The organism is Pelomonas lactea, assembly GCF_043555885.1.
Lineage (GTDB): Bacteria > Pseudomonadota > Gammaproteobacteria > Burkholderiales > Burkholderiaceae_C > Pelomonas > Pelomonas lactea.
The window spans coordinates 700,860-716,632 of sequence record NZ_JBIGHX010000002.1 but is presented as its reverse complement, the minus strand read 5'-3'; the positions used below and the strand labels follow the sequence as shown (position 1 = coordinate 716,632).

General features: G+C 71.0%; 15 protein-coding genes. 11 read left to right on the top strand and 4 right to left on the bottom strand.

The window, feature by feature from the left end; all coding sequences use genetic code 11:
• Positions 1 to 14: 14 nt before the first annotated feature.
• The 4 genes from ACG04Q_RS07505 (at position 15) to upp (ending at position 3,088) form a co-directional block, all read left to right on the top strand.
• Positions 15 to 710 (top strand): acetyltransferase domain-containing protein, encoded by a 696-nt coding sequence (locus tag ACG04Q_RS07505; RefSeq protein WP_394510485.1) that lies wholly within the window; start codon positions 15 to 17, stop codon positions 708 to 710.
• Between the two features lie 12 nt (positions 711 to 722).
• A complete protein-coding gene (locus ACG04Q_RS07500; protein WP_394510267.1) occupies positions 723 to 1,532 on the top strand; it encodes a polysaccharide deacetylase family protein in 810 nt (269 codons plus the stop codon).
• A gap of 142 nt (positions 1,533 to 1,674) precedes the next feature.
• Positions 1,675 to 2,427, top strand: coding sequence for a 23S rRNA (guanosine(2251)-2'-O)-methyltransferase RlmB (gene rlmB, locus ACG04Q_RS07495; RefSeq protein WP_394510266.1), 753 nt, complete (start codon positions 1,675 to 1,677; stop codon positions 2,425 to 2,427).
• Between the two features lie 34 nt (positions 2,428 to 2,461).
• A complete protein-coding gene (gene upp, locus ACG04Q_RS07490) occupies positions 2,462 to 3,088 on the top strand; it encodes a uracil phosphoribosyltransferase (RefSeq protein WP_268169175.1) in 627 nt (208 codons plus the stop codon).
• Here upp and ACG04Q_RS07485 read toward each other — a convergent pair.
• The gene (locus ACG04Q_RS07485; RefSeq protein ID WP_394510265.1) at positions 3,085 to 4,266 is read right to left on the bottom strand and encodes an acetylornithine transaminase; all 1,182 of its coding nucleotides are present in this window, start codon (positions 4,264 to 4,266) and stop codon (positions 3,085 to 3,087) included. The genes upp and ACG04Q_RS07485 overlap by 4 nt on opposite strands.
• Positions 4,267 to 4,359: 93 nt before the next feature.
• Here ACG04Q_RS07485 and ACG04Q_RS07480 point away from each other — a divergent pair, with 93 nt between their 5' ends.
• Positions 4,360 to 5,334 carry a GlxA family transcriptional regulator gene (locus tag ACG04Q_RS07480; protein ID WP_394510264.1) on the top strand — a complete coding sequence of 325 codons (975 nt, stop codon included), beginning with the start codon at positions 4,360 to 4,362 and terminating at the stop codon, positions 5,332 to 5,334.
• Between the two features lie 100 nt (positions 5,335 to 5,434).
• Positions 5,435 to 5,899 carry a hypothetical protein gene (locus tag ACG04Q_RS07475; protein ID WP_394510263.1) on the top strand — a complete coding sequence of 155 codons (465 nt, stop codon included), beginning with the start codon at positions 5,435 to 5,437 and terminating at the stop codon, positions 5,897 to 5,899.
• On the opposite strand, the gene ACG04Q_RS07470 is transcribed toward ACG04Q_RS07475, so the two are convergent.
• From ACG04Q_RS07470 to ACG04Q_RS07460, 3 genes are read right to left on the bottom strand one after another with little or no spacing between them, the layout of a single operon-like run.
• A complete protein-coding gene (locus ACG04Q_RS07470; RefSeq protein ID WP_394510262.1) occupies positions 5,896 to 6,438 on the bottom strand; it encodes a chromate transporter in 543 nt (180 codons plus the stop codon). The two genes, ACG04Q_RS07475 and ACG04Q_RS07470, sit on opposite strands and share 4 nt — an antisense overlap.
• A complete protein-coding gene (locus ACG04Q_RS07465) occupies positions 6,435 to 6,983 on the bottom strand; it encodes a chromate transporter (protein WP_394510261.1) in 549 nt (182 codons plus the stop codon). The genes ACG04Q_RS07470 and ACG04Q_RS07465 overlap by 4 nt, the downstream gene beginning before the upstream one ends.
• Positions 6,980 to 7,987: a D-2-hydroxyacid dehydrogenase family protein gene (locus ACG04Q_RS07460; RefSeq protein ID WP_394510260.1), complete on the bottom strand. Its 1,008-nt coding sequence runs from the start codon at positions 7,985 to 7,987 to the stop codon at positions 6,980 to 6,982. The genes ACG04Q_RS07465 and ACG04Q_RS07460 overlap by 4 nt, the downstream gene beginning before the upstream one ends.
• Positions 7,988 to 8,079: 92 nt before the next feature.
• On the opposite strand from ACG04Q_RS07460, the gene ACG04Q_RS07455 reads away from it, so the two are divergent.
• The 5 genes from ACG04Q_RS07455 (at position 8,080) to ACG04Q_RS07435 (ending at position 15,767) form a co-directional block, all read left to right on the top strand.
• Positions 8,080 to 8,589 (top strand): DUF1993 domain-containing protein, encoded by a 510-nt coding sequence (locus tag ACG04Q_RS07455; protein WP_394510259.1) that lies wholly within the window; start codon positions 8,080 to 8,082, stop codon positions 8,587 to 8,589.
• Between the two features lie 113 nt (positions 8,590 to 8,702).
• Entirely contained in the window at positions 8,703 to 10,553 is a 1,851-nt protein-coding gene (locus ACG04Q_RS07450) for an O-linked N-acetylglucosamine transferase, SPINDLY family protein (protein ID WP_394510258.1), read from the top strand.
• Positions 10,553 to 12,922 (top strand): type I secretion system permease/ATPase, encoded by a 2,370-nt coding sequence (locus tag ACG04Q_RS07445; RefSeq protein WP_394510257.1) that lies wholly within the window; start codon positions 10,553 to 10,555, stop codon positions 12,920 to 12,922. Before ACG04Q_RS07450 ends, ACG04Q_RS07445 begins: the two co-directional genes overlap by 1 nt.
• Positions 12,919 to 14,118 (top strand): HlyD family type I secretion periplasmic adaptor subunit, encoded by a 1,200-nt coding sequence (locus ACG04Q_RS07440; RefSeq protein ID WP_394510256.1) that lies wholly within the window; start codon positions 12,919 to 12,921, stop codon positions 14,116 to 14,118. The genes ACG04Q_RS07445 and ACG04Q_RS07440 overlap by 4 nt, the downstream gene beginning before the upstream one ends.
• Positions 14,119 to 14,354: 236 nt before the next feature.
• On the top strand, positions 14,355 to 15,767 hold the full coding sequence (locus ACG04Q_RS07435; protein WP_394510255.1) for a TolC family protein: 1,413 nt from the start codon (positions 14,355 to 14,357) through the stop codon (positions 15,765 to 15,767).
• Positions 15,768 to 15,773: the final 6 nt, after the last annotated feature.

Below are 15,773 nucleotides of genomic sequence, written 5' to 3'. Positions count from 1 at the left end.
GACGCGCGCCCTCGATCTTGCACGCCCGCTCCGACCGCCTCGACGCCCTGCGCGGCGCCGCCATCGTCTGGATGGCGGCCTACCACTTCTGCTTCGACCTGAACCACTTCGGCTGGATCCGGCAGGACTTCTACCGCGACCCGGTCTGGACCTGGCAGCGTACCTGCATCGTCAGCCTGTTCCTGTTCTGCGCCGGCGGCGGCCAGGCGCTTGCCGTGGCGGCGGGGCAGCGGGCCGGGCGCTTCTGGCGGCGCTGGGCGCAGGTGGCGGGCTGCGCGCTGCTGGTGACGCTGAGTTCGCGCGTCATGTTCCCCGACAGCTGGATCAGCTTCGGTGTGCTGCACGGCATCGCCGTGATGCTGGTGCTGCTGCGGCTGGGCCTGGCGCGGCTGCCGGACGCGGCGCTGCTGGCGCTGGCCGCCGCCGCCATCGCGTTGCCGCGCTTCGTGCAGCACCCGTGGTTCGACTCACGCTGGACGGACTGGGTGGGACTGGTCACGCACAAGCCCGTCACCGAGGACTACGTGCCGCTGCTGCCGTGGATCGGCCTGATGCTGCTGGGCTTCGTCGTCACGCGCCGCTGGCCGCGGCTCTGGCAGGGCCCGGCGCCGGCGCCGTTGGCGGTGCTGGGGCGGTGGTCGCTGAGTTTCTACATGGTCCACCAGCCCGTGCTGATCGGGGCGCTGATGGCCGTTCAGTTCGTTCGTTGAGGAGACATGCCGATGAAGAACACGATGCTCGCGGCCGCGCTGGGCCTGCTGCTGTCGGCGGCCGCTGGCGCCGCACCGTTTGCCTGGCCCGGTGGTGCGAAGGCGGCCGTCAGCCTGGGCTACGACGACGCGCTGGACAGCCAGCTGGACCACGTCATCCCGCAGCTGAACAAGCGCGGCCTGCGCGCCAGCTTCTACATCCCCATCAACGGGCCCACGTTGCCGGCGCGCCAGAACGAGTGGAAGGCCGCGGCGGCGGCCGGCCACGAGCTGGGCAACCACAGCCTATTCCACGGCTGCTCGGCCAAGGGGCCGGGCCGCGAATGGGTGCAGCCGCAGCGCGACCTGGACCGCCAGATGGCCGCCCAGGTGCAGGAGCAGGTGATTGCCGCCAACACCTGGCTGCAGTCGCTGGACGGCAAGACGCGCCGCACGTTCACGCCGCCGTGCTTCGACCTGACGGCCGGCGGGCAGGACTTCGTGAAGGCGTTGCAGCCGCACTTCGTCGCCTTCCGCGCCGCGCCGCCGGCGCTGACGACCGACACCGCGCAGCTGGACCCGTACGCGATGCCGGCCTACTTCGTCGAAGGCTGGACGGGCGAGCAGCTGATCGCGCTGGTCGAGAAGGCGGCGACGCAGGGCGCGATGGTGTCGCTGCTGTTCCACGGCGTCGGCGCCGAGCACCTGAGCGTGACGCGCGAGGCGCATGACGCTCTGCTGGACCATCTCGCGAAGAACAAGGCACGCTTCTGGACCGACTCGATGGTCAACATCATGGAGAACGCGAGGAGCCAAGCCCCTCGTCCAGTCGCGCCGCGCTGAACGCGGGCGTGCCTGGCCGGTCCCCCAAGGGGACGCCGATGTTCGCGGCATCAAGCCGTGAACATCGGCCAAGGCGGGCCGGCTTGGGAGCGGCCCGGCGCTCGGCCCGCAATGCGCGTGTGAAGCGCCGACAATGGTGGTCATGAGTTCCCCCAAGTCCGTCCTGTTCGGCTTCCACGCCGTCACCGTCCGCCTCAAGACCCAGCCGGGGTCCGTTGCCGAGGTCCATTTCGACCCCGCGCGGCGTGACCAGCGCATGCGCGCCTTCATCGAGCGCGCCAAGGAGGCCGGCGCCAAGCTGGTGGAGAGCAGCGACGAGCGGCTCAGCCAGCTGGCCGGCAGCCCGCGCCACCAGGGCGTCGTCGCCCGCGTGGCGGCCATCGCGCAGCCGCATTCGCTGGACGACGTGCTGGACGCCGTGGAAGGCCCGCCGCTGGTGCTGGTGCTCGACGGCGTGACCGACCCGCACAACCTCGGTGCCTGCCTGCGCGTGGCCGATGGTGCTGGCGCGCATGCCGTCGTCGCCCCCAAGGACCGCACCGTGGGCCTGAACGCCACGGTGGCCAAGGTGGCCAGCGGTGCGGCCGAGACGGTGCCCTACCTGATGGTCACCAACCTGGCACGCACCTTGAATGAGCTGAAGGAACGCGACATCTGGGTCGTCGGCACGTCGGACCAGGCCGAACGCTCGATCTATGACCTCGACCTGAAGCGCCCCATCGCCTTCGTGCTGGGCGCCGAAGGCGAGGGCATGCGACAGCTGACGGTCAAGACCTGCGACGAGCTGGTGCGCATCCCGATGGCGGGTGCCGTGGAGAGCCTGAACGTGTCGGTGGCGTCGGGCGTGTGTCTGTACGAGGTGCTGCGCCAGCGGACCACGTCGGGCAGTCGATAATTCTGACTGTTTAGAAAAACTGGGAGTTCCCGCCATGGCCGTCATCGAAGTCAAGCACCCGCTCGTCAAGCACAAGATCGGCCTGATGCGCGAGGCGGACATCTCGACGAAGAAGTTCCGCGAGCTGACGGGCGAGATCGCGCGGCTGCTGGCCTACGAGGCGACGGCGGACTTCCCGACCGAAAAGGTCACGATCAATTGCTGGAGCGGCCCGGCCGAGTGCGACCAGATCGCCGGCAAGAAGGTCACCGTGGTGCCCATCCTGCGCGCGGGCCTGGGGATGCTGGACGGCGTGCTGGACATCCTGCCCAACGCCAAGGTGTCCGTCGTCGGCCTGGCGCGCGACCACGAGACGCTCAAGCCGGTGAACTACTTCGACAAGTTCGTCGGCAGCCTGGAGGCCCGCACGGCGCTCATCATCGACCCCATGCTGGCCACGGCCGGCAGCATGATCGCCACCGTCGACCTGCTGAAGGCGCGCGGCTGCAAGGACGTGCGCGCGCTGGTGCTGGTGGCGGCGCCCGAGGGCGTGAAGGCGCTGCAGGAAGCCCACCCCGATGTGCGTTGCTGGACGGCGGCCATCGACAGCCACCTGAACGACGTCGGCTACATCATTCCCGGCCTCGGTGACGCCGGCGACAAGATTTTCGGAACCACTTAAGCCAGCACCTGGCGCAGCGCCCGCCGCAGCAGCGCCAGGCCTTCCGCCAGCTCGGCTTCGCTGACATTCAGCGCCGGCATCAGCCGGATCAAGTGAGGGCGGGACGCGTTCAGCAGCAGGCCGACGGGCTCCAGCGCCTGGGCCGCGGCGACCACCGCGGGCGCCACGTCCGCGGGCAGCACCAGCGCCCGCAGCAGGCCGAGGCCGCGTTCACCGACCAGGCCGAACTCCCGCGCGACGGCCTGCAGGCCCGCGGACAGCTGCTCGGCGCGCGCCCGCACGCCCGCCAGGAACTCCGGCCGGCACACCTCGTTGACGACGGCCAGCCCCACGGCGGCCATCAGCGGGTTGCCGGCGAAGGTGCCGCCCTGGTCGCCGGGCTCGAAGCAGTTGAATTCCTCCTTGCACAGCAGCGCCGCCAGCGGCACGCCGCCGCCCAGGCCTTTGGCCAGCGTCATCACGTCGGGCTCGATGCCGCAGTGCTCGTACGCAAACGCGTGGCCGCAGCGGCCGATGCCGGTCTGCACCTCGTCAGCGATCAGCAGCACGCCGCGCTCGGCGGTCAGCGCGCGCAGCTCGCGCACGAAGCCCGGGTCGGCGACGACGACGCCGGCCTCACCCTGCACCAGCTCGATCATCACGGCCGCCGTGCGCGGCGTCAGCGCGCGCTCCACCGACGCGATGTCGTTCAGTCGTGCCTTCGTGAAGCCGGTCGGCATGGGCGCGTAGATGTCGCCCCAGCCCGGCTTGCCCGACGCGCTCATCATGGCCAGCGTGCGGCCGTGGAAGGCCTGCTCGAAGCCGACGACCTCGTGCGCGCCGCCGCGCCGGCGGCTGCCCCAGCGGCGTGCCAGCTTCACCGCGCCTTCGTTGGCCTCGGCGCCCGAGCTGGCCAGGAACACGCGGTCGAAGCAGCTGATCTCCACCAGCCGACCGGCCAGGTCCAGCAGCGGGCGGTTGTAGTACGCCGGGCTGGGGTTCAGCAGCCGCTGCGACTGCGCCAGCAGTGCCTGCGTGATCAGCGCCGGGCTGTGGCCCAGGCTGTTGACGGCCCAGCCCTGGATGAGGTCGAGGTGGCGCTTGCCGCCCTCGTCGACCAGCCACGCGCCGTGGCCTTCGGCGAACACCGTCGCGGGCCGCTGGGTGATGGTGATGAGGGCGTGTCCGGGGTCCGTCATGGCGTGTCCTGGGTGATCGATGGCCGCGAGTTTGTGGGCATCGCTCGGTGGCCGCCATGACGCTGTTCCCACCTTTTCTGCCATCATCACGGCGTGACCTGCCGCATCGCCTTCGTCGTCTTCCCCGGCTTCCAGCAGTTCGACCTGGCCGGGCCCATGGCGGTGTTCGAGGTCGCGCGGCTGGCGCTGGCGGGCAGCTACGATTGGCGGCTGGTGGCCAGCGCGCCGCCGGCCGTGCGCAGTTCGGCCGGCGTGGCCTGGCCGGTGCAGGGGCTGCCGCGGGCCTTGAGCGACCTGGACCTCGTCATGGTCATCGGCGGCGACGGCGTGGATGCGGCCTGCGGCGACGCCACGCTGATGCGCTGGCTGAAGCGCGCCAGCCGCTCGGGCGCGCGCATCGCCAGCATCTGCAGCGGCAGCCTGGTGCTGGCGGCGGCGGGGCTGCTGGACGAGCGCACGGCGACGACACACTGGTCGCGCAGCCGGCAGTTCGCCACCGACTACCCCGCCGTGCGGCTGCAGCCCGACCGCATCTATGTGCGCGAGCCGGCCCAGCGCGCACAACAGCTGCCCGAGGTGTGGACCAGCGCCGGCATGACCGCCGGCATCGACCTGTGCCTGGCGCTGCTGGCGCACGACCACGGCGAGGACATCGCCCGCGAGGCCGCGCGCCAGCTGGTGGTGGAGCGGCGCCGGCCGGGCGGCCAGTCGCAGTTCTCGCCGCTGCTGGAGCTGCAGCGGCCGGACGGCCGCTTCGGCGTGCTGCTGGACGAGGTGCGGCGCGACCTGCGCCAGGCCCACCGCGTGGAAGACCTGGCGGCGCGGGCCTGCATGAGCCCGCGGCATTTCGCGCGCTGCTTCCGCGCCGAGACGGGTGCGACGCCGGCCGAGGCGGTGGAGCGGCTGCGCGTGGAGGCCGCCCGCGCGGCGCTGGAGGGCGGGGCCGTGTCGGTGCTGCGGGTGTCGCTGGACTGCGGTTTCGGCAACACCGAGCGCATGCGCCGCGCCTTCCTGCGGCTGCTGGGGCGGCCGCCCGCGGCCTTCCGCCCGGGCGGCGTGGCGGCGTGAAATTTCACGCCCGGCCCGGTGATCCCTCGTGGCGCGCCGCTGCGTCTGTAGCGGCAGGCAAGCCATTCCGGCGTGCCACCCACGACTCCAGGAGATCGACATGGCCACACTGACCACCCCCACCATCACCCTCGGCGCCACGGCCGCCGGCAAGCGCGACGTGACCGTCGCCGGCACGATGAACTTCGACGCCGGCGATGTCGGCCGCACCTACCGGCTGGAGATCAAGCTCTACGGTGAAGACCTCACGGGCGACAACCTGCCGTCGGGCGACAGCGGCGCCGACGACCTCATCAGCACCTACACCTGGCTGGCCGGCGGCGTGCTGGTGCGCCCCTACAAGGCCGTGACGGTGCTGGCCGCCGGCAGCGTGAACTTCTCGGAGAAGCGCGCCATCGAGACCAGCAAGCTCGATGAAGACGCCGGGACGCAGATCGTCGGCTGGGCCGACATCAACACGCCCATCATCATGCCCCGCTCCGACGAGGTCTATGCGCAGGTCACGCTGAGCGCGTCGCCGGTCAGCAAGCGGTCCACGACCGTCCAGGCCGGCATTGGCGTCTAAACCAGACCCAGCGCGCCCAGCACGCCGCCGCCGAGCACCATCCAGACGAGGCCCAGCTTGGTCCTCAGCGTGAGCACAACGGTGGCGGCGATCAGCGCCAGCGTGCCCCAGCGGTGCTCGCTGGCGCGCAGGAAGGGCAGGGCCAGCAGCCAGCCGGTGGCCAGGATGAGGCCCAGCGTCAGCGGCATCATGCCGGCCGAGAATGCGCGCAGGCCCACATGGCCGCGGTTGGCGCGCATCCAGCGCGTGGCTGCCAGCGTCAGCACGGTGGACGGCAGCAGGATGCCCGCCATGGAGGCCGCAGCCCCCGCCAGCCCGGCTACGTTGTAGCCCAGCACGGCGACGAACAGCACGTTGGGGCCCGGCGCGGCCTGGGCCAGCGCGATGGACGACGTGAAGCCCGACTCCGACAGCCAGCCCGTGCGGTCGACGAGGAAGCGATGCATCTCCGGCACCGTCGAAATCGCGCCGCCGATGGACAGCAGTGACAGCGTCAGGAAGTGCAGGAACAGGTCCGTCAGGTCGACCGGCGTCGTCATTTGAGCTTCCACCACGCGATGACCATGCCGCCGCCGCCCAGCAGCGCCAGCACCGTGATCAGCGGCCAGCGCAGCAGCGCGATCAGCACGACGGCCAGCACCGCCAGCGTGGCCGCGAGCGGCCGACCAAGCGGGCTGGTCTTGAGCGCCGGCAGCAGCTTGATGCCGGTGGCCAGGATGAGCCCGGCCGACACGGCGCCCATGCCGCGCAGCGCGTCGCGGGCCACCGGGTGGCCGGCCAGTTGGTCGAACGCCGCCGCCAGCACCAGCACGACGGCCGCCGGCACCGCCAGCATGCCGGCCAGCGCCGCGACGGCGCCGCGCAGGCCGAAGAAGCGGTCGCCGATCATCATGGACAGGTTCACGACGTTGGGCCCGGGCAGCACCTGCGCGATGGCCAGCGTCTCGACGAACTCTTCCCGGCTCATCCAGCCCAGCCGCTCCACCAGCTCGCGCTGCGCCACCGCCAGCACACCGCCGAAGCCCTGCAGCGCCAGCCGCGTGAAGGCAACGAACAGCTCGGCCGGCGATGTCGGGCGGGTCACCGCAGGACCTTGAGGGCGTCCGGGTTGACGATGTTGGTCGGCTGCGACCTGATGAAGTTCAGCACGTTGTCGAACGCCGCGTCGAAGTAGAGCTCGTAGCTGTCCTGCTCCACGTAGCCGATGTGCGGCGTGCAGACCGCGTTCTCCAGCCGCAGCAGCGGGTGGCCTTGCAGGATGGGCTCGCTCTCGAACACGTCGATGGCGGCCATGCCGGGCCGGCCGCGGTTGAGCGCCGACACCAGCGCGTTCTCCTGCACCAGCTCGGCCCGCGACGTGTTGACGAACAGCGCCGTGGGCTTCATCTGCGCCAGGTCCTCGGGCGCGACGATGCCGCGCGTGGCGTCGCACAGCCGCAGGTGCACGGTCAGCACGTCGGCCTCGCCGAAGAAGGCCTCGCGCGACGGCGCGGCGCTGTAGCCGTCGGCCTCGGCGCGCAGCCGCGACGCCTCGCTGCCCCACACCATCACCTGCATGCCGAAGGCGCGGCCATAGCCGGCCACCAACTGGCCGATCTTGCCGTAGCCCCAGATGCCCAGCGTCTTGCCGCGCAGCACCATCCCCAGGCCGAAGTTGGCCGGCATGGACGCCGCCTTCAGCCCCGCCTGCTGCCAGGCGCCGTGCTTGAGGTTGCCGATGTACTGCGGCAGCCGGCGCATGGAGGCCATGATGAGGGCCCAGGTCAGCTCGGCCGGCGCGACCGGGTTGCCCACGCCCTCGGCCACCGCGATGCCCAGCCGTGTGCAGGCGTCCACGTCGATGTGGCTGCCGACGCGGCCGGTCTGCGAGATCAGCTTGAGCTTGGGCAGCTTCTCCAGCAGCTGGCGCGGGAACGCCGTGCGCTCGCGGATCAGCACCAGCACCTCGGCGTCACGCAGCCGCACGGACAACTGGCCGATGCCCTTGACCGTGTTCGTGAAGACCTTGGCGTTGAGGGGTTCCAGCTTGGACGCGCAGCGCAGCTTGCGCACGGCGTCTTGGTAGTCGTCCAGGATGATGACGTTCATGGGGGCATCACGTTTTGGGGCATTGTGCCCTCGCGTCGAGCAGGCTTCCGGTGCGCTGGCTACGATCGCTTTCCCGATAGGAGACCCACCCGATGACCACCTTCTCCATGCACGCCGCGAGCGCACCCGCGTTCGCCAAGATGCTGTCCAACATGCTGACCTGGCTGGAGGCCGCCAAGGCCCACGCCGAGGCGAAGAAGTTCTCCACCGACGTCTACCTGACGCTGCGGCTGGCGCCCGACATGCTGCCGTTCACGAAGCAGATCCAGATTGCCAGCGACGCCGCCAAGGGCTGCATGGCCCGCCTGGCCGGCCAGGAGATCCCGAAGTACGAGGACAACGAAGCCTCGCTGGACGAACTGGCCGAGCGCATCCGCAAGACGCGTGATTTCGTGCTGTCCGTGCCCGAGGCCGCCTTCGCCGGCGCCGAGACGCGCGAGATCAGCATCCCGCGCCGCAGCGGCGAGCCGCTGAAGTTCGACGGCGTGAACTACTTGCGTCATTTCGCGCTGCCCAACTTTTATTTCCACGCGACAACGACTTACGCGCTGTTGCGCCACGCCGGCGTGCCGCTGGGCAAGAACGACTACCTGGGCGGCTGATACGTCGCCAGGGCGGGAAATGCTGCGCAATCCGCAGCCTATTTCCCGGCCCGGCGTGGCAATGCGGCTTGAGAATCGCGGGACGATCCGCTCAAGCCGCCCGCCGCATGGACATGACCACGCCTCCCGCCAACCCGCCACAAGGGCTCGCCATCGTCGAGCAGTGGCTGGCGCAGGCCCGTGGCGGGCAGATGTCGCTGCCGGACCTGATGAATGCGGCGTCGCAGCTGCAGCGGGCCGGCGCCGTCGACGCGGCGTTGCTGCTGTACCAGACCTGGGTGGCCGGCACACCGTCGCCGCTGCGCTACGTGGCCTGCTTCAACTGGGGGGCCATCCTGGGCGAACTGCGCCGGCATGCCGAGGCTGAGGCCGTCTACCGCATGTCGCTGGCCATCGCGCCGAAGTTCGACCAGGCCCGGCTGAACCTGGGCCACCAGCTGGAGCACCTGGGCCGCGAGGAAGAGGCGCTGGCCGAATGGCGCACCGTCTACGAGAACGAGCAGCCGCAGGGCCTGGGCGCCGAGCCGCTGGCGCTGCGCCTGCACGGCTTCAACAACGCCGCGCGGCTGCTGGAGCAGCAGAAGCGCTACGACGAGTCCGAGGCGCTGATGCGCCGATCGCTGACGCTGGACCCGCGCCAGAGCGACGTGGCCCAGCACTACGTGCACATCCGCCAGAAGCAGTGCGCCTGGCCGGCCTACCAGACCTTCGGCGAGGTCACGCACAACCACCTGCTGGTGAGCACGTCGCTGCTGGCGATGCTGGACGAGAGCGACGACCCGGCGCTGCAGCTGCTGACGTCCATGCGCTTCATCCACGAGAAGGTGCCCAAGGTCACCGAGCCACCGCTGCACAAGGGCCGCCGGCGCGAGGGCAAGATCCGCATCGGCTACCTGTCCGGCGACCTGCACATGCACGCCGTGGGCCTGCTGACGGCCGAGCTGTACGAGCTGCACGACAAGGAAAAGTTCGAGATCCACGCGTTCAGCTGGAGCAAGGAAGACGGCACGCCGCTGCGCGCGCGCATCCGTGCCGCGATGGACAGCTACACGCCGGTGCACGCGATGACCGACCGTCAGGCCGCCGAGGCCATTGCGGCCGCCGGCATCGACGTGCTGGTGGACCTGCAGGGCCTGACCAGCGGCGCCCGCCCCGGCATCCTGGGCTGGCGCGGCGCGCCCGTGCAGGTCAGCTACCTGGGCCTGCCGGCCACATCGGCCATCCCCGGCGTGGACTGGATCCTGGCGGACCGTTTCGTCATGCCGCCAGAGGCGCTGCCGTACTACACCGAAAAGCCCATCTACCTGCCGCACTGCTACCAGGTCAGCGACCGCCAGCGCGTGGCCAACCCGCCGCCGACGCGGGCCGAGGCCGGGCTGCCGGAGAACGGCTTCGTCTTCTGCGCGTTCAACAACAACCACAAGATGAGCGAGCCGGTGTGGCGCTGCTGGATGCGCGTGCTGCGCCAAGTGCCGGGCAGCGTGCTGTGGCTGCTGGCGGACAACCCGTTCGCGCAGGCCAACCTGACCCGCGTCGCGGCCGAAGAAGGCATTGCGCCCGAGCGGCTGGTGTTCGCGCCGCGCGCGCTGCCGGCCGACTACCTGGCCCGCTTCCAGCTGGCCGACCTGTTCCTGGACACCTTCCCGTACAACGCCGGCACGACGGCCAGCGACTGCCTGTGGATGGGCACGCCCATCCTGACGCGCTCGGGCAAGACCTACATCTCGCGCATGGCCGGCAGCCTGCTGACGGCCGTGGGGCTGCCCGATCTGATCACGACGACCATCGACGAGTACGAGCAGCGCGCGGTGCAGATCGGCAACCAGCCGGCGCGAGCGGCGTCCTACAAGCGCTACCTGGCCGAGCACGGCCGCAGCTCGCCACTGTTTGACATCCCGGCCATCGTGCGCGATATAGAGCGCGAGTTCGAGCGCCTGGCCCTTGCCGAGCGCGCCAAAGCCTGATGCCCCGCCCGCACGACCCCTTCTTCGACGGCCAGCCGCAGGCGCCGGGGTTGCGCCTGGCCGCCAACGGCGAGCCGCCACCGCCGCCGGACCCGCTGGAAGGCCTGGCCAACCAGCCGGTGGGCGACCCGCTGCTGCAGGCGCTGTCCTGGCTGACGCGCCACCACGGCAAGCCGCGCTCGCCGGAGTCGCTGCGCGCCGGCGCGCCGGTGGACGGGCTGCTGGCGCCAGACGGCGCTATCCGTGTCATGCGCGAGGCCGGCTACAACGCCGGCCTGCTGCGCAAGTCCATCGACGACATCAACGGCCTGCTGCTGCCGGCCGTGCTGCTGCTCAACGGCGGCGACGCGTGCGTGCTGGTGCGCCGTCTGGACGACCCGGCCGCGGTGGCGCCGGGCGCCTGCCGTTACGAGGTGGTCTTTCCCGGCCCCGAGGCTGCGGCCGTGCCGGCCACGACGGCCGAGCTGGAGCCCGAGTACAGCGGCTTCATGCTGGCGGTGTCGCCGGTGGAGTCGGCGCAGGGCGCGCGCGCCGAGTCGCCGCTGCTGAAGCTCGGCGAGCAGGGCCTGTCGTCGCACTGGCTGTGGGGCACGCTCAAGCGCTTCACGCCCTACTACCGCGCGTCCATGATCGCGGCGCTGCTGTCCAACGTGCTGATGCTGGTGTCCGGCCTGGTCACGTCGGTCATCTACGACAAGGTCATCCCGCACCAGGCGATGGTCACGCTGTGGACGCTGGCCGTGGGCGCCGCCGTGGCGCTGCTGTTCGACCTGTTCGCGCGCCAGCTGCGCTCGCACCTCATCGACCTGGCCGGCCGCAAGGCCGACCTGCTCATCGGCGCCAAGCTCTACCGCCAGACGCTGGGCGTGCGCATGGAGCACAAGCCCGCGTCGGCCGGCGCCTACGCGGCCCACCTGGCGCAGGTGGAGATGGTGCGCGAGTTCTTCACCGGCGCCACGCTGTCGGCGCTGACGGACCTGCCGTTCCTCATCATCTTCATCGCGATGACCTTCGTCATCGGCGGCCCGCTGGGCTGGGTGCTGGTGCTGGCCGTGCCGGTCATCCTGGGCCTGAGCTGGACCATCCAGGGCGCGCTGCGCCGCGCGATGCGCACCAACATGCAGGAGACGGCCGACCTGCACGGCACGCTGGTCGAGTCGCTCGAAGGCCTGGAAGACCTGAAGACCTCCGGCGCCGAAGGCCGCTTCCTGCGCCGCTACGAGCAGGCGACCGCGGTGGTGGCCGACACCGCGCTGACGTCACGCGCGCTGTCCAGCTGGAGCATGAACCTGTCCAGCACGCTGCAGCAGGCGATCAACCTCATCATCCTCGTCTGGGGCGTCTACCTGATCCACGACGGCATCATCACGGCCGGCGCGCTGATCGGCTCGGTGATGTTCGCCGGCCGCGCCATCCAGCCGCTGGGCAGCCTGGTGAGCCTGGCCACGCGCTACCAGGGTGCTCGTGCGGCCATGCTGTCGCTGAACCAGATGATGAACGCGCCGGTCGAGCGCGACGGCAGCCGCAACTACGTGCCGCTGGGCACCGTGACCGGCAAGGTGGGCCTGCACGACGTGGGCTTTGCCTACCCCGCCGCCGCCACCAGCCATGCACAGGGCCCTGCCGACGGCGCGGCGCCCAAGGTGCTGCGCAACGCGACGATGCGGCTGCAGGCCGGCGAACGCGTCGCCATCCTGGGCCGCATCGGCAGCGGCAAGTCCACCATCCTGCGGCTGCTGGGCGGGCTGTACCAGCCCACCGAGGGCATGGTGGAGGTGGACGGCATCGACCTGCGCCAGATCGACCCGGCCGAGTACCGCTCGCGCGTGGGCTTCGTGAGCCAGGAGCCGCGGCTGTTCCTTGGCACGCTGCGCGACAACGTGCTGATGGGCCGCGCCCACCTGGACGCCGGCCGCCTCGTGGAGGTGGCCAAGCTGACGGGCCTGGATCGCGTCGTCGCCGCCCACCCGATGGGCTGGGACCTGCCGGTGGGCGAGATGGGCCAGCTGCTGTCCGGCGGCCAGCGCCAGCTCGTCGCGCTGGCGCGGGCGCTGATCACCAAGCCGCAGGTGCTGCTGATGGACGAGCCCACCAGCTCCATGGACGCACAGAGCGAGATGGCCTTCCTGCGCCAGCTGCGTGATGCGGCGGGCACGGCGACGCTGGTGGTCGTGACGCACCGGCCGGCCGTGCTGGAGCTGGTGCAGCGCATCGTCGTCGTGGACGCCGGCCGCATCGTCATGGACGGCCCGCGCGACCAGGTGCTGGCCGCGCTGTCCGGCGTGCGCCCGGCCACGCCCGCCCAGGGCGGCGAGGGCGTGCACATGCATCCGTCGGCCCAACCTGTGCAGCGCTCGGCCTCGGTATGAGCAGCCTGACGAAAGAGGAAGGCCTGTTCGTCAGCGCCATCCACGCCGCGCACATCGACGAGCCGCTGCCGCGCGCGACCTGGGCGCTGTACCTGCTGTGCGCGGTGGTGGTGGTGGCCATCACGTGGGCATCGCTGGCGCGCGTGGACGAGATCACGCGCAGCGACGGCCGCATCGTGCCGGACGGCCGCGAGCAGGTCATCGCCAGCCTGGACGCCGGCATCCTGCGCGAGCTGAAGGTGCGCGAAGGTCAGGAGGTGCAGGCGGGCGACGAACTGGCCACGCTGGACCCGACCCGCGCCGAGTCCCAGCAGGCCGAGGGCCAGGTCAAGCTGATGGCGCTGAAGGCCGCGGCCGCGCGGCTGACGGCGGAGTCCAACGGCCGCGCCAGCATCCAGTGGCCGGCCGATGTGGACCCCAAGAGCCGCGCCGCGCTGGCCGAGACGGAATCGTTTGAGGCGCGCAAGCGTCTCATGGAGGAGGCCGTGGCCGCCATCAACCGCAGCCTGGGCCTGATCTCCAGGGAGCTGAAGCTGGCGCAGGACATGTCGCGCAGCGGGCTGATGAGCGACGTGGAAGTGATGCGGCTGAACCGCCAGGTCAACGAGATGCAGCAGCAGCGCACCGAGCGCCAGGCGCGCTACCGCCAGGAGGCCAGCCAGGATCTGGTGCGCGTGCAGAGCGAGATTGCGCAGCTGGACGAGCAGATGGTGGTGCGCCAGGACGCGCTGACGCGCACCGTGCTGAAGTCCCCGGTGCACGGCGTCGTCAAGGCCGTGAAGATCAGCACCACCGGCGGCGTCGTCGCCAGCGGCGCACCCATCCTGGAGATCGCGCCCATCGGCCCGAAGGTGCTGGTGGAGGCGCGCATCAAGCCGCGCGACATCGGCTTCGTCCGGCTGGGCCAGACGGCCGAGGTCAAGCTGGCCGGCTACGACTTCAACACCTACGGCGGCCTGGAAGGCAAGGTCACCTACATCAGCCCCGACGCCGTCACCGAGGGCGACAAGACCGGCGAGGGCCACTACCGCGTCATCGTCACGGCCGAGCGCAACAACCTCAAGTACAAGGGCGAGGCGCTGCCGGTCATCCCGGGCATGACGTCGCAGGTCGAGATCAAGACCGGCGAGCGCTCGGTGCTGAGCTATCTGCTGCGGCCGATGATGAAGTCGCAGGAAGCTCTCAGGGAGAGGTAGGCCCCTCGCCCGGTCTGGCCACGCTGAACGCGGGCCAACCCAGTCGGTCCCCCAAGGGGACGGCGATGCTCGCGGGGGATCCCCCGCTCGCACATCGCCAGACGGGCCGGCTTGGGGCGGCCCGGCGCTCGGCCCCGGAAGACGGCCGCGGTCTCGGGAAGCGGTGAACAAGCACAGCTGCGAGCCCGCTTTTCCGGGCTTTGGACCGAGGGGCGGGATGGTCTAGTGACGGGGCCATGCTGTACCTCATCCGCCTTCTCTTCGCGCTGGGATTCGCCACCTTCGGTGCCTTCGCCGCCGCGCAGTCGCGCCCCGCAAAGCCGGCCGCGCCGCCGCCTGCACCGGCCGTTGAGGCGCCGCAGGGGCGCTGCAACGAGGAGGACGCGGGCCTGTCCCGCCTGGGCCGCGACATGACGGCGCTGGAGACCAACAGCAGCGACCCGCGCGCCGCGCTGCAGGCGCTGATCGAGACGGCGACGTCGCGCAGCAAGGCGCTGGGCGCCGTGCGGCTGCTGGCCGATGCCGCCCGCTCGGACGTTGAGGAGACGCGAGCGCTGGGCCTGCCCACCGCGACGCTGAGCGTCAGCCCCAATGCGGTTTACCAGCGCGCGGGCGACTTCAGCGTCAAGCGCGCGCAGCTGGGCGTCACGCTGAGCGCCGGCATGCCGCTGTGGGACTTCGGGCGCATTGCCAAGCTGACCGAGTGGCGCAAGGAGCTGGCCGAGGTGGCCGCGCAGGGCCAGCGCAGCGCGGAGGAGCAGCTGTCGCTGACCGTCGTGTCGCTGGCGCTGGACCGCAGCCGCTACGTGCTGCAGGGCCAGGTCTACACGCAGTACGTGCGCAAGATGGCCTGCCTCGTCGATGCGCTGGAGATCATCACCAAGGCCGACCGCGGCCGCGCCAGCGAGCTGGTGCAGGCGCAGAAGAGCCTGCAGCAGGCCGACCTGGCGCTGGAGCAGACGATGTCGGCGCTGCGCCAGACCGAGGTGCGCATGAAGCGCCTGGTGGGCGAGCCGCTGCCGCCCAGCATCGGCATGACGGCCACGCTGTCGGTGCTGCCCGAGCTGGCGCAGATGGAGAGCGACATCCTGCTGGGCCCCGACGTGGCGCAGGCCGAGGCGCAGGCGCGCTCGCAGCGCAGCTTCGCGGAGTCGGTCATCGCCGGCCAGAAGCCCAGCGTCAACCTGACGGGCTCGGCCAGCGCGCTGTACCGCAGCGGCGCCGCCGTCGCGGGCGAGAACCGCTCGGGTGACATCGGCGCCGGCGTGTCGCTGACCATTCCCATCCTGCAGCCCGGCGCGCAGGCCCAGGCCAGCGCCGCCGTGCAGCGCTACCGCGCGACGGTGCTGCAGCGCGACGAGGCCATCGAGGCCAAGCGCTACCGGCTGCTGGAGATGCACGAGGTCGGGTCGTCGGCGCTGGACCGCGCGCGGCGCATCGTCGAGATCCTGCGCAACAGCGACCGCGTGCGCGCGTCCACGCTGCAGCAGTGGCAGCAGCTGGGCCGGCGCTCGCTGTTCGACGTGATGGCCGCCGAGGGCGACTACTACGGCATGCGCGTCGCGCATGTGAACGCGATGTTCGACGCGCAGCAGATCGTCGCGCTGATCTGGAGCATGGGCCGCGGCGTGGCGACGCCGCTGCGCTGACCAGCC

Bases quoted from the DNA above. Each gene is read 5' to 3' on its own strand.
- ACG04Q_RS07500 (WP_394510267.1), top strand. From the start codon at position 723: ATGAAGAACACGATGCTCGCGGCCGCGCTGGGCCTGCTGCTGTCGGCG.
- rlmB (WP_394510266.1), top strand. From the start codon at position 1,675: ATGAGTTCCCCCAAGTCCGTCCTGTTCGGCTTCCACGCCGTCACCGTC.
- upp (WP_268169175.1), top strand. From the start codon at position 2,462: ATGGCCGTCATCGAAGTCAAGCACCCGCTCGTCAAGCACAAGATCGGC.
- ACG04Q_RS07485 (WP_394510265.1), bottom strand. From the start codon at position 4,266: ATGACGGACCCCGGACACGCCCTCATCACCATCACCCAGCGGCCCGCG.
- ACG04Q_RS07475 (WP_394510263.1), top strand. From the start codon at position 5,435: ATGGCCACACTGACCACCCCCACCATCACCCTCGGCGCCACGGCCGCC.
- ACG04Q_RS07470 (WP_394510262.1), bottom strand. From the start codon at position 6,438: ATGACGACGCCGGTCGACCTGACGGACCTGTTCCTGCACTTCCTGACG.
- ACG04Q_RS07460 (WP_394510260.1), bottom strand. From the start codon at position 7,987: ATGAACGTCATCATCCTGGACGACTACCAAGACGCCGTGCGCAAGCTG.
- ACG04Q_RS07455 (WP_394510259.1), top strand. From the start codon at position 8,080: ATGACCACCTTCTCCATGCACGCCGCGAGCGCACCCGCGTTCGCCAAG.
- ACG04Q_RS07450 (WP_394510258.1), top strand. From the start codon at position 8,703: ATGACCACGCCTCCCGCCAACCCGCCACAAGGGCTCGCCATCGTCGAG.
- ACG04Q_RS07445 (WP_394510257.1), top strand. From the start codon at position 10,553: ATGCCCCGCCCGCACGACCCCTTCTTCGACGGCCAGCCGCAGGCGCCG.
- ACG04Q_RS07440 (WP_394510256.1), top strand. From the start codon at position 12,919: ATGAGCAGCCTGACGAAAGAGGAAGGCCTGTTCGTCAGCGCCATCCAC.
- ACG04Q_RS07435 (WP_394510255.1), top strand. From the start codon at position 14,355: ATGCTGTACCTCATCCGCCTTCTCTTCGCGCTGGGATTCGCCACCTTC.